Source organism: Fructilactobacillus hinvesii (assembly GCF_024029435.1).
Taxonomy (GTDB): Bacteria; Bacillota; Bacilli; order Lactobacillales; family Lactobacillaceae; genus Fructilactobacillus; species Fructilactobacillus hinvesii.
In genome coordinates this window covers 202,885-219,034 of sequence record NZ_CP097118.1, presented here as the reverse complement: position 1 = coordinate 219,034, position 16,150 = coordinate 202,885, and the positions used below count along the sequence as shown (strand labels likewise).

The following is a 16,150-nucleotide window of genomic DNA, read 5'->3' as shown; positions in this document are numbered from 1 at the left end:
TTGATGGTAAAATAAGGGAAGGAAAACTAATTCAAGGGCATTTCGGTTGCATTTACACCCGCTTCTTTTATCATCAGTAGTGGAGGGTCATCTAAATCAATCAGAGGCCCGGTCAAAGTGAGGTCCAAGGATGACAAGCACTAAACCAAAATTATTTTTAGACATGGATAACGTGATGGTGAACACCCTGCCGGTTCTGAACGAACTTGCCAAGTTACCGTTTACCAAACCCAAGCCAGATCAGCTCACCGGAATTTTTCGCGACTTAGCGCCGATTCCCGGGATTTTAGCAAGCGTCCCTGAGTTGGCTAAGCACTACGAAATGTATGTGCTTTCGACGGCCCCTTGGGATAATCCCAGCGCCTGGCAGGATAAGCTGGCCTGGTTACAACAGTACTTTGGCACGGGAGCCGATAATCCCTTCTATAAACGGGTAATTATTACCCATGACAAGGGACTTGTTCATCAAAACGGAGGCTTACTCGTTGACGATCGCCCTTACCACGGGGCCAGTGCCTGGGTGGATCCGGCGGTTCCAAGTGCCTGGATTCAATACGGTGCGGACGAACGGTTGCAGTGGAAGGATGAGTTAACCAGTTTCTTACTGGCGATTGCCACTGAACAGGAACAAGGGAAAGATTTGCCGGCAGCGATTGCCGCTGCTAATGCGGGTCAGAATCCCTACTTAGTTCATGGTGATTTACAAAACTTTGAAGCAGCCAATTGGGAATAGCAAAGGAGAAAACTAATGATTACAAACAGTACAGCAATGTTACAAAAAGCACGGGCAGAACACTATGCGGTTCCAGCATTTAACGTGAATAACTTGGAATGGGCCAAAGCCATCTTACTGGCTGGAGAAAAGGCCCAATCTCCGTTGATTTTACAGGTTACAAGTGGTGCTGCTAAGTACATGGGCAGTTTTCGGTTAGCTTATGATTTGATTGTTGACATGTACAACGCTTTACACATTACCGTTCCAATTTCAATTCACTTGGATCACGGAACCTACTTTGATGCTTTAAAAACGTTGGGAATTAGCTACACTTCTGTTATGTTTGATGGCTCCAGCCTGTCCTTAGACGATAACTTAGCCAAAACCGCTACCTTACGGGACTTAACAACCGCGCAATCCGTTAGTTTAGAAACGGAAGTAGGAACCATCGGAGGCGAAGAAGACGGTGTGATCGCTGATGGTGAAATTGCCCCAGTTGATTCAGCAGTTGCAATGGCCAAAGCCGGAGTTGACATGTTGGCCGTGGGAATTGGAAACATCCACGGTAAATATCCGAAGGACTGGAAGGGCTTAAACTTTGAGCACTTGCAAAAGATTGACGATGCAATCTTTGCGGCACTTGGCAAGCGGATTCCACTTGTGTTACACGGTGGTTCCGGAATTCCGGATGACCAAATTCGCAAGGCCATTCAATTAGGGATTGCCAAAGTAAACGTCAACACCGAAGGACAACTGGCCTTCCACCAAGGATTGCGGGATTACATCCTGAGTGATGAAGACTTAAAGGGCAAGAACTATGATCCCCGGATTCTTTTGACCGCTGGGACCGATAAACTGGTTGATATGTGCTTAGACCGGATTCGGGTCTTTGGTTCAGAAAACAAAGCTTAATTAGAAATAAAAATAGCTGGACTCTAAATTTAATTCAGAGTCCAGCTATTTTTGTATTTTTAAAGGTTAATCACTAAAAAAATTTAGGGAGCACAATTAATCCTCTTGATTATCCTTATGCTTGATTTTAACGTTCTTGAGCTTTAAATCACCGTCATCAGTGTTAATTTTACTGGAGTTAATCTTAGCATTTTTAATTTGGACGTCGCCACTTTCACTGTCAATCTTCAGGCGGTCATAGTTGGCGATTTTTTGGTTTACCATCATTACATCCCCTGAACCACTGTTAAAAGTGAGATCCTTGGCAATCAGATCACGGATTTTAATATCACCACCATCTGATTTAAGGTCGGTCTTGGTGAAGGTGTTATTTTCTAGCAAGATGTCTCCTGAGCCACTGTTGATTTTAACCGGTTGAGCAGAATTGACGTTTTTCAACAAAACGTCTCCACCCTCTGATTCAATTTGGGCCGCCTGGGTCTTGGTGTTTTTCAAATGAACATCTCCACTGGCAGAGTTGATAGTGGTCTTCCCGATGTGACTGTTATTACTATTTACATCTCCACCATCGCTTTTTAGGGTGGTTTGCTTGAAGTTAGCCTGGGTTAGCGTTATGTCCCATATGTTACTGGTAGCCTGGAAGTTCTGAACGGTGGTGGGAGTTTTGAAGTTTAAGGTACCGGAATTAATTTTGACGGTCTGCGGATTGGCAACCTGTGGCAGGGTAATGACGACCTTGTGCTTGAGTTTGCCATGGTGACTGTGGTTGACTTCATCCCAGAGTTTTTGGTCTTTCACGGTTACCTCAATCTGATTTCCTTTTTTGTCTACGTGGGGTTTTTGTTGGCTTGAAAAGTTTGATTGAACGGTAAATTCATTACCAGACTTCACGGTCAGCACGGCGGGAACGTTTATTTTTAAGGTATTCAGTTGAGCGGTATTTTTGATGGTTTGGGTGCTTGTTGCTGCCTGTGATGATTTGGGTAACAGCACGGTGGGAACGATTGCCAATGCCAGTCCAAGTATGTTTAATCCAATGAATTTTTTGTTCATGTTAAATAACCTTTCTTCTGTTTGCTTTAAATTTTAATTTGAGTCTTTTTCATTCTATTTTTAGCCGAATGCGAGCATTAACACCAGACTAACAATTCCGAGGGCTAATAACAGGCTAAGGCAAACGGGAATCCCGATAATTGCGACTTTCATTTAGTAAAACTCCTTTAGAAATCATCGTCAAAATCATCATCATCGTCGGAATCATTACCGACGTTGAGTTCAATGTGCTTGCTATGGTGGGAGTAGGCTTTTTCAAAACCGTGGACCTTGCCACCGGCATAAAAGCCGATGACCCCTAGAATTAAACCGGTAACGGCTAAAATGATCCCAGCCATGAGGGTTCGTTTCATAAATTTAACCATGAGAATCATCCTTTCTCGGACTTAGTTTTGCCTGCGAGTAACGATAAATCTTCTTGGTCCAGTCAGCACCAATTTGAATGATAAAGCGGACCACGAAGTAGACAATGGGCGGGATCATGAGTAAGACGCCTAGGATTAACAATCCTGCTCCTAGGATACTCAAGGCAACCACACCCTTACTGAAGATTGTTGTAATTCCCAACCAGATGAATAATCCTGCCACAAAGAGGGCTGCAAAGAGCAGGGCTCCGACGGTAAAGACGAAGATAAACAGCATTAATAGGATAAAGCCGGCAATTCCTAGCAATACCGGGGACGCGATGGCTGCTAGAATCGTCACAATCAACTTCACGTTATGGTTTACGCTACCCTTTTTCGGTTGTTTTTCGTCTTCAGTAATTGTGTAGTTGGCAGTGATTTGACGGGCTAACTGCCGGGGGGTTCCCAGATTTTCCACGATGTCTTTATAGTCCTCTAAGTCGCCATCCTTGAGATACTCCGTGTAGTACGAAATGGCGTCATCACGTTCCTTAGTGGGCATGGTTTTTAAGTAGTATTTAAGTTCTGTAATGTATTGTTCTTGGTCCGTTGGCATTATTCATCCTCCCTTGGCATTTGATTATTAAAGACCTGATCGACAATTTTTTTATGGTGGTTCCAATCGCGTTTAACTTTTTCGAGTTGGGTGAGACCAGCAGCAGTAATTTGGTAGTAACGGCGGTTACGGCCGTCAAACGGCTGATCATACGTCGTTACCCATTCTTCCTTTTTAAGCCGGCGTAAAATTGGGTAGAGCGTAGAGTTTGAAATCGGGATGAATTTTTTCACTCCTTGCGTCAGGGCGTAACCGTAGTAATCCTCCTGAGCGAGGAGGGCCAGCACGATTCCTTCCAACACTTCTGAACTAATTTGAATGGCGATGGTCATCAGCTCCTTTACTTTCAGTAATATTATACATCGTATAATATAAAAGGCAAGCACAAAAAAAGACCATGATTTTTTCATGGTCTTTGAGTGGAATTTTATTTAAGTTTAGTAGCGTAGTGAGCGATATTTTTAACGGTTGCCGTAATTTTTTCGGCGTAATATTGCCGTTCGCTCGCCTCTAAGTCGGGGTTTAGTTCCCCATCTTCTGTAAAGATGTTTTGAATGAAACGGAGGTTCAGGTTGCGCGGAACACTAACTAAGCTGAGAACTTGGAAAACGGGTAACCAAGCCATGGAAGCGAGAATTCCTCCAAACGACCCCATTGAATAGCTAATTGTTTGAATTGGCGTATCACTGACCCCCGTTCCTAAGTAGTCAAAGGCATTCTTTAAGGCACCCGGAACGGAGTAGTCGTATTCGGGGGTTAACAGGAGGATTCCGTCTCCCGCGGCAACGTCTTTAACCCAGCGTTGGGCGTTTTCTTTTAAGCCATTTGGATAGTCCGGGGTTCCCATTGGTGGTAATGCCTCTGTGTATGGTGCTAGCTGATAGTCACTTACCTTGAGAAATTTCAGGTTGACGTTTGCAGCTTGTTCCAATTCAGCTTGGTTGCGTTTGAGGTATTGAAAGAGACGTTTCCCCATGGACGGTTCGCGGACACTTCCTAAAATTACGTTTACAGTAGTCATAATATTAATCTCCTTTAGTTTTAGTAAACCTATTATAACTACTTATTTTTAGTAAGTAAAATGAAACGACTCCAGCAAAAAACTCGCCTTTAGCAAAAAGACGAGTTATTGATTATTTAGTTTGTAACGATTTGACCCACGCTTGGTAAGCAGCCTCTTCCGTGGTGGCTTGATAGTTGCCCTGGTCAAAATGACCTTCTAAGAGGTCTGTGTCGTGAATGGTCCAATTCCCCAAAGTCGTGGCGTTGGCAATTAAACGCAACGAGTAGTCCTGCCCGGTCCGGGCGACGTGAACTTTTACCATTCCACCGGGATTGTAAACGGTCACGACGTGGTCAAAGTCACCTTGGTCATGATTTAAGACGTAGGCCAGGCTGGTGGCTGTCATTCCGGTTCCACAGGCGTTGGTAAATCCGACCCCGCGTTCATAGGTCTTGACGAAAAGTTGATCAGGGCCCAAGATTTCGGCGAAGTTAAGGTTCACCCCATCAGGAAAGTAGGGGTTTTCCCCGTTCAGGTAGGGTCCTAATTTGGCCTGTAATTCCCCGGTTAAGGTGGTGTGATCCATGAAACTGATCAAATGGGGGTTTGGTACTGCAATCGCCGTAAAATCAAGATCGGGAGCGAGCTGTGGGAGTGGACGGTTGAGAACCGTGTCACCGCCCAGCTCAGCGAATGGAAAATCAGCCGCGTGAAACCGGACCGGTGCAATTTCGACTCCAAAGGCGGGAACTGCTGGAGCGAGCGTTGCGGCTTGTTCTACGTGTAAATCAGCATCCTGCGTTTCCACCAAAAACTTGGTTTGGCCGGTTTGTTCGGCGAGGTAGCGAGCCACCGTTCTTAGCCCGTTTCCACACATTGAAGCAATGCTTCCGTCAGCGTTGACCACCGTCATTTTACCAGCACAGTCAGGATGGGTAGACTGGTCGACCACGAGGATTCCATCGATATCGTTAAACCGTTCGTCGTCACTCTGTTTCAGTTGAACGGCTAATTGTGAGATTTGGTCTAAGCTGGGTTGCGGATCAAACTGGGTGCGATCCAGAATGAAAAAACGGTTTTCAGAGCCGTGCACTTTACGTAAAGTTGGCATAATTAAGATCTCCTGTTATTAATTAAAAATCCGATTGTTATCAAAGAAGTGCTGATAAATTAACCGGACCGATTTTTCTGCATCAGCTTCGTCAGTTCCAAGCATGATTGAGATTTTAGAGGCCCCTTGGTTAATCATGTGGATGTTGATGTCATGGTCTGCTAAAGGACGAATGATCTTTTCAATCGTATTGGGACTAAGTTGCATTCCTTCCCCCACAATCATGATGATGGCATAGTGGTCAATCCATTCCAACTGGTCTGGATGGAGCTCGTTGCGAATGTCTTGACACATCGCCTTGACCTTTTGCGGGGTTAGTTGCTGGTTATCAAAAATGATGGTCAGATCATCAATCCCAGATGGCATGTGTTCGTAAGAAATGCCATATTTATACAAAATTTGGAGCAGTTTCAGAGTAAAGCCGACTTCCTTGTTGAGGAGGTAACGGTGCAAGTAGAGGGCCGAAAAGCCCTTGGAACTAGCCACTCCGGTGATGAAGCCTTTCGGTTGAAATCCCTTTTCGGGAACGATCAACGTGCCCGGCAGTTCGGGGTGGTTAGTGTTTTTAACGTTAATTGGAATCTGCGCCTCGATGGCGGGTAAGAGGGCCTCATCGTGAAAGACCGAAAAACCAGCATAGGAAAGTTCCCGCATTTCCCGATAAGTCATTGTTTGAATGCTCTTGGGTTTGGAAACAATGTGCGGGTCTACCGAGTAAATGGCATTAACGTCCGTAAAGTTTTCGTAGACCTCAGCGTTGAGTCCCTTGGCGACGATGGAACCAGTGATGTCTGAACCGCCCCGTGAGAAGGTGGCAATCGTTCCATCGGCCTCGTTAATTCCAAAGAAGCCCGGAAAAACTAGGTAGTCCTTACAGTCCCGGTAATGAGCCAGGTGATCATAAGTAGCTTGGGTGACGTGGGCATCGTTAACGGGACCAGCCAAATCGAAGCCAACCTGGTGGGGGTCCATAAAGGTGGTTGAGAGTCCCATTTTCGTAAGAATTTGACTCAAAAGATAAGCGTTTAAGTATTCACCGTGAGCCTTAAAGGTGGCCAGTTGGTGGGCAAAATCGTGATAGGACTGCTTTGCTAAGTCCTTGATCAGCGTGCTGATGTGCTCCATGACGGCATCCGGCACGTTAAAATGCTCGGCAATGTTTTGATACCGAGCAATGATTTCTGTTTGTAAGTCAGCGACCGCATTGTGATCTCTGGTGGCGTAAGCGTACTGAATTAGAAGGTCTGTGACCTTGATATCACCTTTAAAGCGGGTCCCTGGAGCGGAAACGACAATGGCCCGCCGCTCTGGATCCTGTTTAATAATCTTGATGATTTTTTCGAACTGGGTGGCATCTGCAAGCGAACTGCCCCCAAATTTAACTACTTTCATAAATTGTCTGACCTCGTTGGTTTGATTAATAGTGAAACTATCATCATTTGTTTAATTACGCAACTTCATTATGCGCAAATCTGAACCCGTTTGGCAAACTCTATATAGAAATAAAGAAAATTAGTTGATAACCACGGCAATTGGTTGACGACCCGGGGCTTTTTCGTTATGCTTAAAGCAAATCAAATAGAGGTCGCAAGGAATAAGAGTACCGCGGGGAGCTGCCATCCAGCTAGGAACCACGAGAAAGGATTGTTTGCCGAAGTGCTAAGGGGAGATGGGCCTTAGATAACTGGGACGTAGCTTAAGAGGCTACGGACTGTCGGGACGTTCATTCTCGGGGAGCTATTCATAAAAATCGATTCTAATTTACCACAGTAGGGTCTTTTGGACGGAGCTTCCGTACCGAAAGGCCCTTTTTCTTTGGTTTGAAAGCGATTGAGGAGGAAAATAATGTTAAGTAGTGATGAAATTCAGGATAATCAGCTTTTGATTGGGGGCATTCCTGCCACCGAACTGGCTGATGAGTTTGGGACGCCATTACAGGTCTACGATGTAGCTAAGATTCGGAATCAGATTCGGGCCTTTGCCCGCGTGTTTGAAGAACAACACGTAGACTACGCAGTTAGTTATGCCAGCAAGGCCTTTGCTTGCGTAGCGATGTACCAGGTGGTTAACCAGGAACACGCTCATATCGACGTGGTTTCTGCCGGTGAACTAGCTACGGCCATTCAAGCCGATTTTCCAATGGAGCGGGTAAGCTTTCATGGAAACAATAAATCTTATGAGGAATTGCAAATGGCAGTGCGCCACCACGTGGGGACCATCATCCTCGATAACTTCTACGAAATTGACCTGTTAGCTCAGGTTCTTGAGGAAGAAGATGCCAAAATCGACGTGATGCTCCGGGTTTCTCCAGCCGTTTCCGCTCACACCCACGAATTCATTCAAACCGGACAACAGGACAGTAAGTTTGGCTTTGACATGTTGACGGGGCAAGCAGACCAGGCCTTGCAATTAGTATTGGATCAACCCCGGATGCGGTTACGTGGGGTTCACTCCCACATTGGTTCCCAAATTTTTGCTACCGATGGGTTTAAAATTGAAACCCAGAAGTTAGTGCGCTTGATGCGCCGCTGGCGGGATGAGTTTAACTACACGCCGCAGGTTGTGAACGTCGGTGGTGGTTTTGGGATTCAGTATACGGATGCTGATCACCCGCTTCGTCCGGAAGAATTCGTGGAACAAATTTTGACCACTTTGAAGGAAGAAACGAAAGCGAACGACTTACCAGTGCCGGCGGTTTGGATTGAACCAGGGCGCTCGATTGCTGGACCCGCCGGGGTTAGTCTGTACCGGGTGGGTTCGCAAAAGACGATTCCGGCTGTTCGTAAGTACGTGGCGGTTGACGGGGGAATGGGTGATAACATTCGCCCGGCCCTGTATGGAGCTGAGTACGAGGCTATTTCTGCTAATAACGTGCACCCGGACACAACGGAAACGGTCACGGTGGCCGGGAAATACTGTGAATCGGGAGACATCTTGGTGAAAGATGCTCAGTTACCGGAAGTTCACGCTGGGGATGTCATTGCGGTCTTAGCAACCGGAGCTTATGGGTACTCGATGGCTTCAAATTACAACCGTAATCCCCGACCGGCGGTGGTGTTCGTTGAGAACGGACACGCGCAGGTTGTCATTAAGCGCGAAAGCCTCGCCGATTTAACCCATTTAGACGTCAAATTAAGCGATTAAACGTAAATAAAGGAGAATTACCATGGCTGAAATGAACGCACAAGAAATTATTCAATTCATCGGCAATGCCGAAAAGAAGACAAACGTGAAGGTTTACCTGAAGGGAGACTTAAGTTCGATTGACTTTCCAGCTACCATTCGTCCGTTTGTAAATGAGCAAACTGGCGTAATCTTTGGAGACTGGAAGGACGTGCAACCGTTCTTAACTGCTAACCAAGCTAAGTTAACTGATTACGAAATTGAAAACGACGGGCGTAACTCTGCGGTACCATTGTTAGACACGAAAAACATTGACGCCCGGATTGAACCAGGTGCCATCATTCGGGATCAAGTTAAGATTGGTAAAGATGCTGTAATTATGATGGGCGCCTTGATTAACATTGGGGCCGAAGTCGGGGAAGATTCCATGATCGACATGGGCGCCGTGCTCGGGGGCCGGGCCATCGTTGGAAAGCACTCCCACATTGGGGCTGGGGCCGTGTTAGCGGGAGTGATTGAACCAGCGAGCGCCAAACCCGTGCAAATTGACGATGACGTATTAGTGGGAGCTAATGCCGTTGTGATTGAGGGGGTACACGTCGGCAAGGGCGCCGTCGTGGCTGCCGGTGCGGTCGTTACCGAAGACGTTGCTCCATACACGGTGGTAGCTGGAATGCCGGCCCAAAAGGTAAAAGACGTCAACCAACAAACGTTGGACAAAACCAAGTTGGAAGACGATTTGCGGGGTTAATCCATGACACTTGATTTACACGAACTGTACCGTCAGTTACACCAGATTCCCGAACTAGCGCTGCATGAATTTAAAACGCACGCTCTTTTAATGAAACAAATCAACGCCCTTGCTAGTGACGTAGATTTTGTTGAAATTAAGGTTCCGGACCAATTACCAACCGCGATTTTGGTACTTTTACATGGAACAAAGCCGCGTCGGACAATTGGATACCGGACTGATATTGATGCATTACCGGTTACAGAAGATACCGGGTTACCGTTTGCCTCGCAGCACCAGGGGCGGATGCATGCCTGTGGGCACGACATTCACATGACCGTTGCCATGGGGGTGTTGGCGAAGTTCATTAAAGCACAACCAACGGATAACCTGCTTTTTTTCTTTCAACCAGCCGAAGAAAGTGAAAACGGTGGGAAGTTGGCCTATGAAGATGATGTCTTTACCGGCCAATGGCGCCCCGATGAATTCTACGGACTCCACGATAATCCGCAACTACCGGCAGGAGCAATTGGGTGCCGGATGGGGACTCTGTTTGCGGGAACTACGGAAGTAGACGTCCACTTTACGGGAACCCAGGGACACGCGGCTTATCCGCAGTTTGCGAACGATATGGTGGTCGCAGCGAGTCAGTTTATCGGTCAAGTTCAGACGATTGTATCGCGGAGCGTTGATCCGATCGAAGGGGGCGTGATTACCTTTGGTCAATTTAACGCGGGAACCATCCGGAACGTGATTGCCGGAGAGGCCGAGCTCCACGGAACGATTCGGGGACTAACCCAGAAGATGATTGAACACATTGATGAGCGGCTGCAGGCGGTGGCGAACGGAATTGCTGCCAGCTATAACTGCCAGGTAGACCTCCATTTGAACCAGGGGGGCTATCTGCCAGTGGAAAATAATCCGCATCTGACGGAGCGTTTCATTCAGTACATGCAACAAAATCCGGACGTGAACTACATTGAAACAGAACCGGCAATGACCGGGGAAGACTTTGGGTACTTGCTTTCCAAGTTTCCCGGAACCATGTTTTGGTTGGGGATTGGAGACCCAAAGCACCAACTGCACTCCAGCGAACTAGTTCCCAACGAAGCGGCAATTGAACCCGGGATTAGTGCGATTACCGGTTGGTTACAACAACGAATGACAGAAAAGGAGTAAACAATGGCTGATTTTACAAAAACTGATATTATTACGGCGCTGATTACGCCCTTTACTGCAGACCAAGAAATTAACTATCCAGCGTTAGAAACCCTGACGGATCGTCTCCTTAATGAAGGTGGCAACGGCTTCTTAATTGGGGGCACGACGGGAGAAACCCCGACGTTAACTCACGACGAAAAAATTAGTTTGTACACGAATTTTGCACAATTTATTGACGGCCGGGTGCCAGTGATTGCTGGAACCGGGAGTAACAACACCCAGGCCACGATTGACTTTACAACGGAGGTTAGCCAGATTCCTGGGATTGATGCTGCCTTGGTAGTGGTACCGTACTACAACAAACCCAACCAGGTCGGAATGAAAGCGCACTTCCGAGCCGTTGCCCAAGCCACCAACTTCCCAATCATCATCTATAACATTCCCGGTCGAACCGGTGTTAAGATGGATGTTGATACGATCGTTGAACTAAGCCACGAACCAAATATCATTGGGATTAAACAGTGTGGTTCGATGGAAGAATTTGAGGCAATTGTGGACCAAACCCCCGATGACTTCTTGGTCTACACCGGCGAGGACCCTCAGAGTTTGTTTGCTAAGAGCGTTGGGGGCAACGGTGTGGTTTCTGTGGCTTCCCATCTCTACCTGCCAAAAATGCGGCAAATGTATGATTTGTTGAATTCTGATTTAGCGCAAGCTGGGAAGTTACAACGTGAGCTTACGCCGAAGATGCAGGGCTTATTCTTGTACCCATCGCCATCTGCGGTGAAGTTCATGTTGACTAAAAACGGCCTTGATGTCGGTGGATGCCGCTTACCCATCACCGATTTAACGGCGGTTGAGCAATCCTACGTCTTACAAGCATTGGGAGAAAAGGAGTAGTTTATGCCAATTACAGTTTTAGTAGCGGGCTTTCGGGGCTCAATGGGCCAAAAGGCCACTGCAATGATTAACCGAGATCCGGAGTTAGAGTTAGCGGCGGTGTACAGTCCCCACGTGACGACTTTGGATCCAGCTGCTTACGATTTGCCGGAAACGACGCAGGTCTTCAACCAGTTAGACGCCATTTCAACGACGGCGCAAATTTGGGTCGACTTTTCGACTCCGGCAGGCGCCTTTGCCAACGCCCAGTTTGCATTAGAACACGGGATGACACCGATCATTGGAACCAGTGGTCTGAGTGACGACCAGGTGGCGCAGTTAACCAAACTGGCGGATGAACAACAACAAGCTGGCTTATTAGTTCCAAACTTTGGGTTATCTGCGGTGTTACTAATGCAGTTTGCTAAGCAGGCCGCCCAGTACTTCCCGGATGCTGAAATCATTGAAATGCACCACGGCGATAAGAAAGATTCACCATCTGGAACCGCGATTAACACGGCGAAGATGATTGCCGCTGGTCGGAACCAAAAACCAGAAACGGTGGAAAATCCCGTGGAAACAATTCCGGGAGCGCGAGGAGCTAATTACGAAGATGTTCCGATTCACGCCGTTCGGTTACCAGGGTACGTGGCGCACGAACAGGTCCTCTTTGGTGGTCCTGGTGAAGCACTGACGATTCGGCAGGATTCCTTTGACCGGGAATCATTTATGCACGGCTTAAACATTGCGATTAAACAGGCTCACCGCCTGACTGGTTTTGCCGTGGGATTAGAAAACGTGTTATAGGAAAGGATTTTTGACACTTATGAAGGAATATAACGTTGCAATTTTAGGGGCCACCGGGGCCGTGGGAACTCGGTTAATTCAACAATTGGAACAATCTTCGATTCCAGTGAAGCAGGTAAAGTTACTGGCCTCTCCCCGTTCAGCAGGGACGGTTTTGCAGTTTAAGGGACAGGACGTTACGGTGGAAGCAACCACGCCGGAATCCTTCGACGACGTTGACATCGTGTTAGCTTCTGCCGGGGGAGCTGCTTCAAAGCAATTCCTCCCAGAGGCCGTTAAGCGTGGCGCAGTAGCCGTTGACAACACCAGTGCCTTTCGGATGGATCCAGAGGTACCCCTAGTGGTTCCAGAAGTCAACGAATCCGCAATTGAACAGCACAAGGGGATTATTGCTAACCCGAACTGTTCGACGATTCAAATGGTGGTGGCTTTAAAACCAATTTTAGATGCGGCCGGCTTAAAACAAATCATTGTGTCGACCTATCAAGCTGGTTCTGGGGCCGGACAAATGGCCATTAAGGAGTTGGACCACGAAGCCCAACAACACCTAAACGGGGAAGAAATGACGGCGGATATTTTCCCAGTGAAGAGTGAAGCCCACCACTACCCGTTGGCTTTCAACCTTTTGCCCCAAATTGACGTCTTTGAACCAGATGGCTCAACGCATGAAGAGTGGAAGATGGTTCACGAAACCAAAAAGATCATGCTCGGGGATATGAATGATCCAAAGATCAAGGTCAACGCTACCTGTGTGCGGGTTCCCGTTGTGATTGGGCACGGAGAATCCGTCTACTTTGAAGTGGAAGATAACTCCAATTTAGACGCGCACAAGATCCAACAATTGATTAAGAACGGGAAAGGGTTAGTGCTAGAGGATAATCCTGCTGAACAACTTTACCCGCAACCAATTAACGCCGAAGGGCACACCGACACGTACGTTGGTCGGGTGCGCGCTGATCCCGAAAATCCAGGAGCTTACAACCTGTGGGTCGTAGCCGATAACCTTTTGAAGGGTGCCGCTGCGAACACCGTGGAAATTGCGGAAAAATTAGTTGAACATGACCTGGTTCGCGTTCCGGCCGATTACTACGGCAAGAAATAACGAACGTTAACTTTAAAAAAACTTAAAGTTAATGGTTGACACGAAGATTAACCAGGGGTTAAGATACTGACAAAGATATGAACGAAAGAGTAACCTAACTTTCAATTTACAGAGAATCGCGCTGGAGTTGAGAAGCGACAATTGGAACTAGGCGAACCACACTCGTGATCATCAGGTACTTTCTAGAAAATACTCGGGTTGCTCCGTTACGAGCTGTGCCTTACCATTCTAGGTGAGGTGCCTGAGTGGCTAGCAGTAATGTTAGTCAAAATAGAGGTGGGAACACGAGTCGGAATCGTCCTCCAAGTTATCAATTTTTTGATAGCTTGGGGGACTTTTTTTTGGCCAAATTCGACTGGTGGAACGCACCAAAACGGTCAAGGAGGGAATTATGAGTTACATCAATCAAGTTTTACCCAGTTTACTGGAAGGGTTAAAAATGACGTTGGGCGTTTTCGTCTTGACGTTAGTGGGTTCATTACCGTTAGGCGTGATCGTGGCCATTCTGCAAAAGTCCCCATTAAAGGTCTTACGCTGGATTATCGATACTTACATTACGATCATGCGGGGGACACCGTTATTGCTGCAAATTGTGTTCGTTTACTACGGGTTAAGTCTTGCCAACCTAATCACGCTACCCCGGTTTGAAGCCGCGGTCTTCACTTTTATTTTGAACTACGCTGCTTACTTTGCTGAAATCTTTCGCGGGGGAATGCAAGCCGTGCCGGCCGGGCAATATGCAGGTGCAAAAGTACTTGGCTTTAGCCGCCTGCAAACCATGTGGTACATTACCTTACCGCAGGTGGTCAAAACAGTCATGCCGTCGGTAGGAAATGAAGTGATTAATTTGATTAAGGACACGTCGTTAGTTTACGTAATCGGATTAGGGGACTTAATGCGGGCCGGTAATATCGCTGTTTCGCGGGATGTAACGTTAGTGCCATACCTCTTAGTGGGAGCGATGTACCTTGCCTTAACCATCATCTTAACCATTGCGATGCGTTACATTGAAAAACGGCTCAACTACTACCGTTAGGAGGAAAGCACATGCTAAAGATTCAGAATTTAAAGAAATCATATAGTGAGCAGGTTGTCTTTCAGAACTTAAACATCACGGTTCCGGACGGTGGAATTCTGACCGTGGTCGGACCCTCCGGAATTGGGAAAACAACCTTTCTCAATATTTTAGCGGGCTTAATTGCGGCGGATACTGGAACGATTGAGTTGAACGGAAAACAGTTAGAACTAAGTCCCAACCGCCGAGGGACCGACGTTGGCGTGATTTTTCAAGACTTTAACCTATTCCCGCAATATACAGTAAGTGAAAACGTCACGTTAGCACCCAAAGTGGTGAAAAAAGAAAAGAAGCAACAGTACCAACAACAATGCCAAGAACTGTTGTCCGAACTGGATCTTAGTAGTAAACAGGACGCTTACCCGTTCCAATTGTCAGGAGGGCAGAAGCAACGGGTGGCCATTGCCCGGGCCCTAGCCATGAATCCTGGGGTGTTGGCGTACGATGAACCTACTTCTGGACTAGATGAAGAATCCACTAAACGGGTGACGGAAGTAATCCAAAAATTGCAACAGCGTGATGTAACTCAGATCGTTGTTACTCACGATTTGCCGTTTGCACAGAGCCTCAACGGTCAGGTTTTGGACTTCGGAACGGACGTTGACCGTTAGAAAGGAGTTCACGATGAAAAGAAAGCAAAAGTTGCTCATCGGCAATTTAGTGGTCCTGGCCTTACTAGGATTAGTCCTTGGGACCGTGTACTACCGCTTTAACCACCGGACCGATAGTTGGAAGAGTCTTCAAAATGAAAAAACGCTCAAAATTGGAATTGATGATACCTTTGTTCCAATGGGCTTTCGGGATAAAAATAACCACCTGGTGGGTTATGACGTGGAGATGGCCAAGGCTGCTTGTAAGAAACTGGGGTTAAAACCGGACTTTCAAGTGATTGATTGGTCCATGAAGGAAACGGAACTAAACACCCACCACATCGATGCGATTTGGAATGGGTACACGGTTACGCCCGAACGAAAGCAACACGTGGCCTTTACGAATAACTACCACCGGACGGGGCAGGTCTTATTAACCCGGGCTGATTCGGGAGTGAACCAACCTCAGGATATGCGCGGCAAGCAACTGGGTGTGCAATCTGGATCATCGGGATTTACGTTGTTTCAAACTAATCCGAAGGATCTGAAACAGTATCTAACGAGCGCCCCCGTTCAGTATGATACCTTTGATAAGGCGATTAATGACGTACAGGTGGGTCGCCTCGGCGCCGTTTTAATTGATGAAGATTATGCACGTTACTACCTGGCTCACAGCCACCCCAAGATTCCTCTGAAGATTGTGCCTACGAGCTTTCCCCCTGATGAGATGGCAGTGGGAGTACGCAAGGAAGATAAGACGTTGCGCCACCGGTTGAACTGGGCCATTCAGGAGCTGCACCGCGATGGAACGGAACAACGGCTGGCCCAGAAGTACTTTGGGACCCAGCAACCGCCCCAACAACCGCAGCAACCACAATCACAACCAATGCAAAAAAAACCATAAAGAAAGACGTCAATTAGATGACGTC

General features: G+C 47.1%; 18 protein-coding genes and 1 riboswitch. Of the genes, 11 read left to right on the top strand and 7 right to left on the bottom strand.

What is annotated here, in order from left to right:
* The first annotated feature begins 130 nt into the window (after window positions 1-130).
* Window positions 131-733: a 5' nucleotidase, NT5C type gene (locus tag M3M39_RS01050; RefSeq protein ID WP_252797394.1), complete on the top strand. Its 603-nt coding sequence runs from the start codon at window positions 131-133 to the stop codon at window positions 731-733.
* A gap of 15 nt (window positions 734-748) precedes the next feature.
* Window positions 749-1,627 (top strand): ketose-bisphosphate aldolase, encoded by an 879-nt coding sequence (locus tag M3M39_RS01045; protein WP_252797393.1) that lies wholly within the window; start codon window positions 749-751, stop codon window positions 1,625-1,627.
* A 96-nt stretch (window positions 1,628-1,723) separates the two neighbouring features.
* Here the strand turns inward: M3M39_RS01045 and M3M39_RS01040 are convergent, their stop codons facing one another.
* From M3M39_RS01040 to M3M39_RS01010, 7 genes are all read right to left on the bottom strand, one after another.
* Window positions 1,724-2,680: a DUF4097 family beta strand repeat-containing protein gene (locus tag M3M39_RS01040; protein WP_252797392.1), complete on the bottom strand. Its 957-nt coding sequence runs from the start codon at window positions 2,678-2,680 to the stop codon at window positions 1,724-1,726.
* A 167-nt stretch (window positions 2,681-2,847) separates the two neighbouring features.
* A complete protein-coding gene (locus M3M39_RS01035) occupies window positions 2,848-3,045 on the bottom strand; it encodes a hypothetical protein (RefSeq protein ID WP_252797391.1) in 198 nt (65 codons plus the stop codon).
* Window positions 3,038-3,640, bottom strand: coding sequence for a DUF1700 domain-containing protein (locus M3M39_RS01030; protein WP_252797390.1), 603 nt, complete (start codon window positions 3,638-3,640; stop codon window positions 3,038-3,040). The genes M3M39_RS01035 and M3M39_RS01030 overlap by 8 nt, the downstream gene beginning before the upstream one ends.
* Window positions 3,640-3,966, bottom strand: a complete 327-nt coding sequence (locus M3M39_RS01025) for a PadR family transcriptional regulator (protein ID WP_252797923.1) — start codon at window positions 3,964-3,966, stop codon at window positions 3,640-3,642. The genes M3M39_RS01030 and M3M39_RS01025 overlap by 1 nt, the downstream gene beginning before the upstream one ends.
* Window positions 3,967-4,067: 101 nt before the next feature.
* Entirely contained in the window at window positions 4,068-4,661 is a 594-nt protein-coding gene (locus tag M3M39_RS01020) for an NADPH-dependent FMN reductase (RefSeq protein ID WP_252797389.1), read from the bottom strand.
* A gap of 112 nt (window positions 4,662-4,773) precedes the next feature.
* Window positions 4,774-5,754, bottom strand: a complete 981-nt coding sequence (gene dapF, locus M3M39_RS01015; protein ID WP_252797388.1) for a diaminopimelate epimerase — start codon at window positions 5,752-5,754, stop codon at window positions 4,774-4,776.
* Window positions 5,755-5,772: 18 nt separating this feature from the next.
* Window positions 5,773-7,146: an aspartate kinase gene (locus M3M39_RS01010; RefSeq protein WP_252797387.1), complete on the bottom strand. Its 1,374-nt coding sequence runs from the start codon at window positions 7,144-7,146 to the stop codon at window positions 5,773-5,775.
* A 179-nt stretch (window positions 7,147-7,325) separates the two neighbouring features.
* Window positions 7,326-7,502: riboswitch (Lysine riboswitch) on the top strand.
* Window positions 7,503-7,599: 97 nt separating this feature from the next.
* On the opposite strand from M3M39_RS01010, the gene lysA reads away from it, so the two are divergent.
* The 9 genes from lysA (at window position 7,600) to M3M39_RS00965 (ending at window position 16,125) form a co-directional block, all read left to right on the top strand.
* A complete protein-coding gene (gene lysA, locus M3M39_RS01005) occupies window positions 7,600-8,898 on the top strand; it encodes a diaminopimelate decarboxylase (RefSeq protein WP_252797386.1) in 1,299 nt (432 codons plus the stop codon).
* A gap of 22 nt (window positions 8,899-8,920) precedes the next feature.
* Window positions 8,921-9,628: a 2,3,4,5-tetrahydropyridine-2,6-dicarboxylate N-acetyltransferase gene (dapD, locus tag M3M39_RS01000; RefSeq protein WP_252797385.1), complete on the top strand. Its 708-nt coding sequence runs from the start codon at window positions 8,921-8,923 to the stop codon at window positions 9,626-9,628.
* Between the two features lie 3 nt (window positions 9,629-9,631).
* Entirely contained in the window at window positions 9,632-10,786 is a 1,155-nt protein-coding gene (locus M3M39_RS00995; protein WP_252797384.1) for an N-acetyldiaminopimelate deacetylase, read from the top strand.
* A 3-nt stretch (window positions 10,787-10,789) separates the two neighbouring features.
* Window positions 10,790-11,668, top strand: a complete 879-nt coding sequence (gene dapA / locus M3M39_RS00990; protein WP_252797383.1) for a 4-hydroxy-tetrahydrodipicolinate synthase — start codon at window positions 10,790-10,792, stop codon at window positions 11,666-11,668.
* Window positions 11,669-11,671: 3 nt separating this feature from the next.
* Window positions 11,672-12,454, top strand: coding sequence for a 4-hydroxy-tetrahydrodipicolinate reductase (gene dapB, locus M3M39_RS00985; protein ID WP_252797382.1), 783 nt, complete (start codon window positions 11,672-11,674; stop codon window positions 12,452-12,454).
* A gap of 19 nt (window positions 12,455-12,473) precedes the next feature.
* Window positions 12,474-13,556, top strand: coding sequence for an aspartate-semialdehyde dehydrogenase (locus M3M39_RS00980; protein ID WP_252797921.1), 1,083 nt, complete (start codon window positions 12,474-12,476; stop codon window positions 13,554-13,556).
* A gap of 391 nt (window positions 13,557-13,947) precedes the next feature.
* Complete coding sequence (locus M3M39_RS00975) at window positions 13,948-14,592, top strand: amino acid ABC transporter permease (RefSeq protein WP_252797381.1); 645 nt, start codon at window positions 13,948-13,950, stop codon at window positions 14,590-14,592.
* A gap of 11 nt (window positions 14,593-14,603) precedes the next feature.
* Window positions 14,604-15,242, top strand: coding sequence for an ATP-binding cassette domain-containing protein (locus tag M3M39_RS00970; RefSeq protein ID WP_252797380.1), 639 nt, complete (start codon window positions 14,604-14,606; stop codon window positions 15,240-15,242).
* Window positions 15,243-15,255: 13 nt separating this feature from the next.
* Window positions 15,256-16,125: an amino acid ABC transporter substrate-binding protein gene (locus tag M3M39_RS00965; RefSeq protein ID WP_252797379.1), complete on the top strand. Its 870-nt coding sequence runs from the start codon at window positions 15,256-15,258 to the stop codon at window positions 16,123-16,125.
* Window positions 16,126-16,150: the final 25 nt, after the last annotated feature.

Bases quoted from the DNA above. Each gene is read 5' to 3' on its own strand.
- M3M39_RS01050 (WP_252797394.1), top strand. From the start codon at position 131: ATGACAAGCACTAAACCAAAATTATTTTTAGACATGGATAACGTGATG.
- M3M39_RS01045 (WP_252797393.1), top strand. From the start codon at position 749: ATGATTACAAACAGTACAGCAATGTTACAAAAAGCACGGGCAGAACAC.
- M3M39_RS01040 (WP_252797392.1), bottom strand. From the start codon at position 2,680: ATGAACAAAAAATTCATTGGATTAAACATACTTGGACTGGCATTGGCA.
- M3M39_RS01035 (WP_252797391.1), bottom strand. From the start codon at position 3,045: ATGGTTAAATTTATGAAACGAACCCTCATGGCTGGGATCATTTTAGCC.
- M3M39_RS01030 (WP_252797390.1), bottom strand. From the start codon at position 3,640: ATGCCAACGGACCAAGAACAATACATTACAGAACTTAAATACTACTTA.
- M3M39_RS01020 (WP_252797389.1), bottom strand. From the start codon at position 4,661: ATGACTACTGTAAACGTAATTTTAGGAAGTGTCCGCGAACCGTCCATG.
- dapF (WP_252797388.1), bottom strand. From the start codon at position 5,754: ATGCCAACTTTACGTAAAGTGCACGGCTCTGAAAACCGTTTTTTCATT.
- M3M39_RS01010 (WP_252797387.1), bottom strand. From the start codon at position 7,146: ATGAAAGTAGTTAAATTTGGGGGCAGTTCGCTTGCAGATGCCACCCAG.
- lysA (WP_252797386.1), top strand. From the start codon at position 7,600: ATGTTAAGTAGTGATGAAATTCAGGATAATCAGCTTTTGATTGGGGGC.
- dapD (WP_252797385.1), top strand. From the start codon at position 8,921: ATGGCTGAAATGAACGCACAAGAAATTATTCAATTCATCGGCAATGCC.
- M3M39_RS00995 (WP_252797384.1), top strand. From the start codon at position 9,632: ATGACACTTGATTTACACGAACTGTACCGTCAGTTACACCAGATTCCC.
- dapA (WP_252797383.1), top strand. From the start codon at position 10,790: ATGGCTGATTTTACAAAAACTGATATTATTACGGCGCTGATTACGCCC.
- dapB (WP_252797382.1), top strand. From the start codon at position 11,672: ATGCCAATTACAGTTTTAGTAGCGGGCTTTCGGGGCTCAATGGGCCAA.
- M3M39_RS00980 (WP_252797921.1), top strand. From the start codon at position 12,474: ATGAAGGAATATAACGTTGCAATTTTAGGGGCCACCGGGGCCGTGGGA.
- M3M39_RS00975 (WP_252797381.1), top strand. From the start codon at position 13,948: ATGAGTTACATCAATCAAGTTTTACCCAGTTTACTGGAAGGGTTAAAA.
- M3M39_RS00970 (WP_252797380.1), top strand. From the start codon at position 14,604: ATGCTAAAGATTCAGAATTTAAAGAAATCATATAGTGAGCAGGTTGTC.
- M3M39_RS00965 (WP_252797379.1), top strand. From the start codon at position 15,256: ATGAAAAGAAAGCAAAAGTTGCTCATCGGCAATTTAGTGGTCCTGGCC.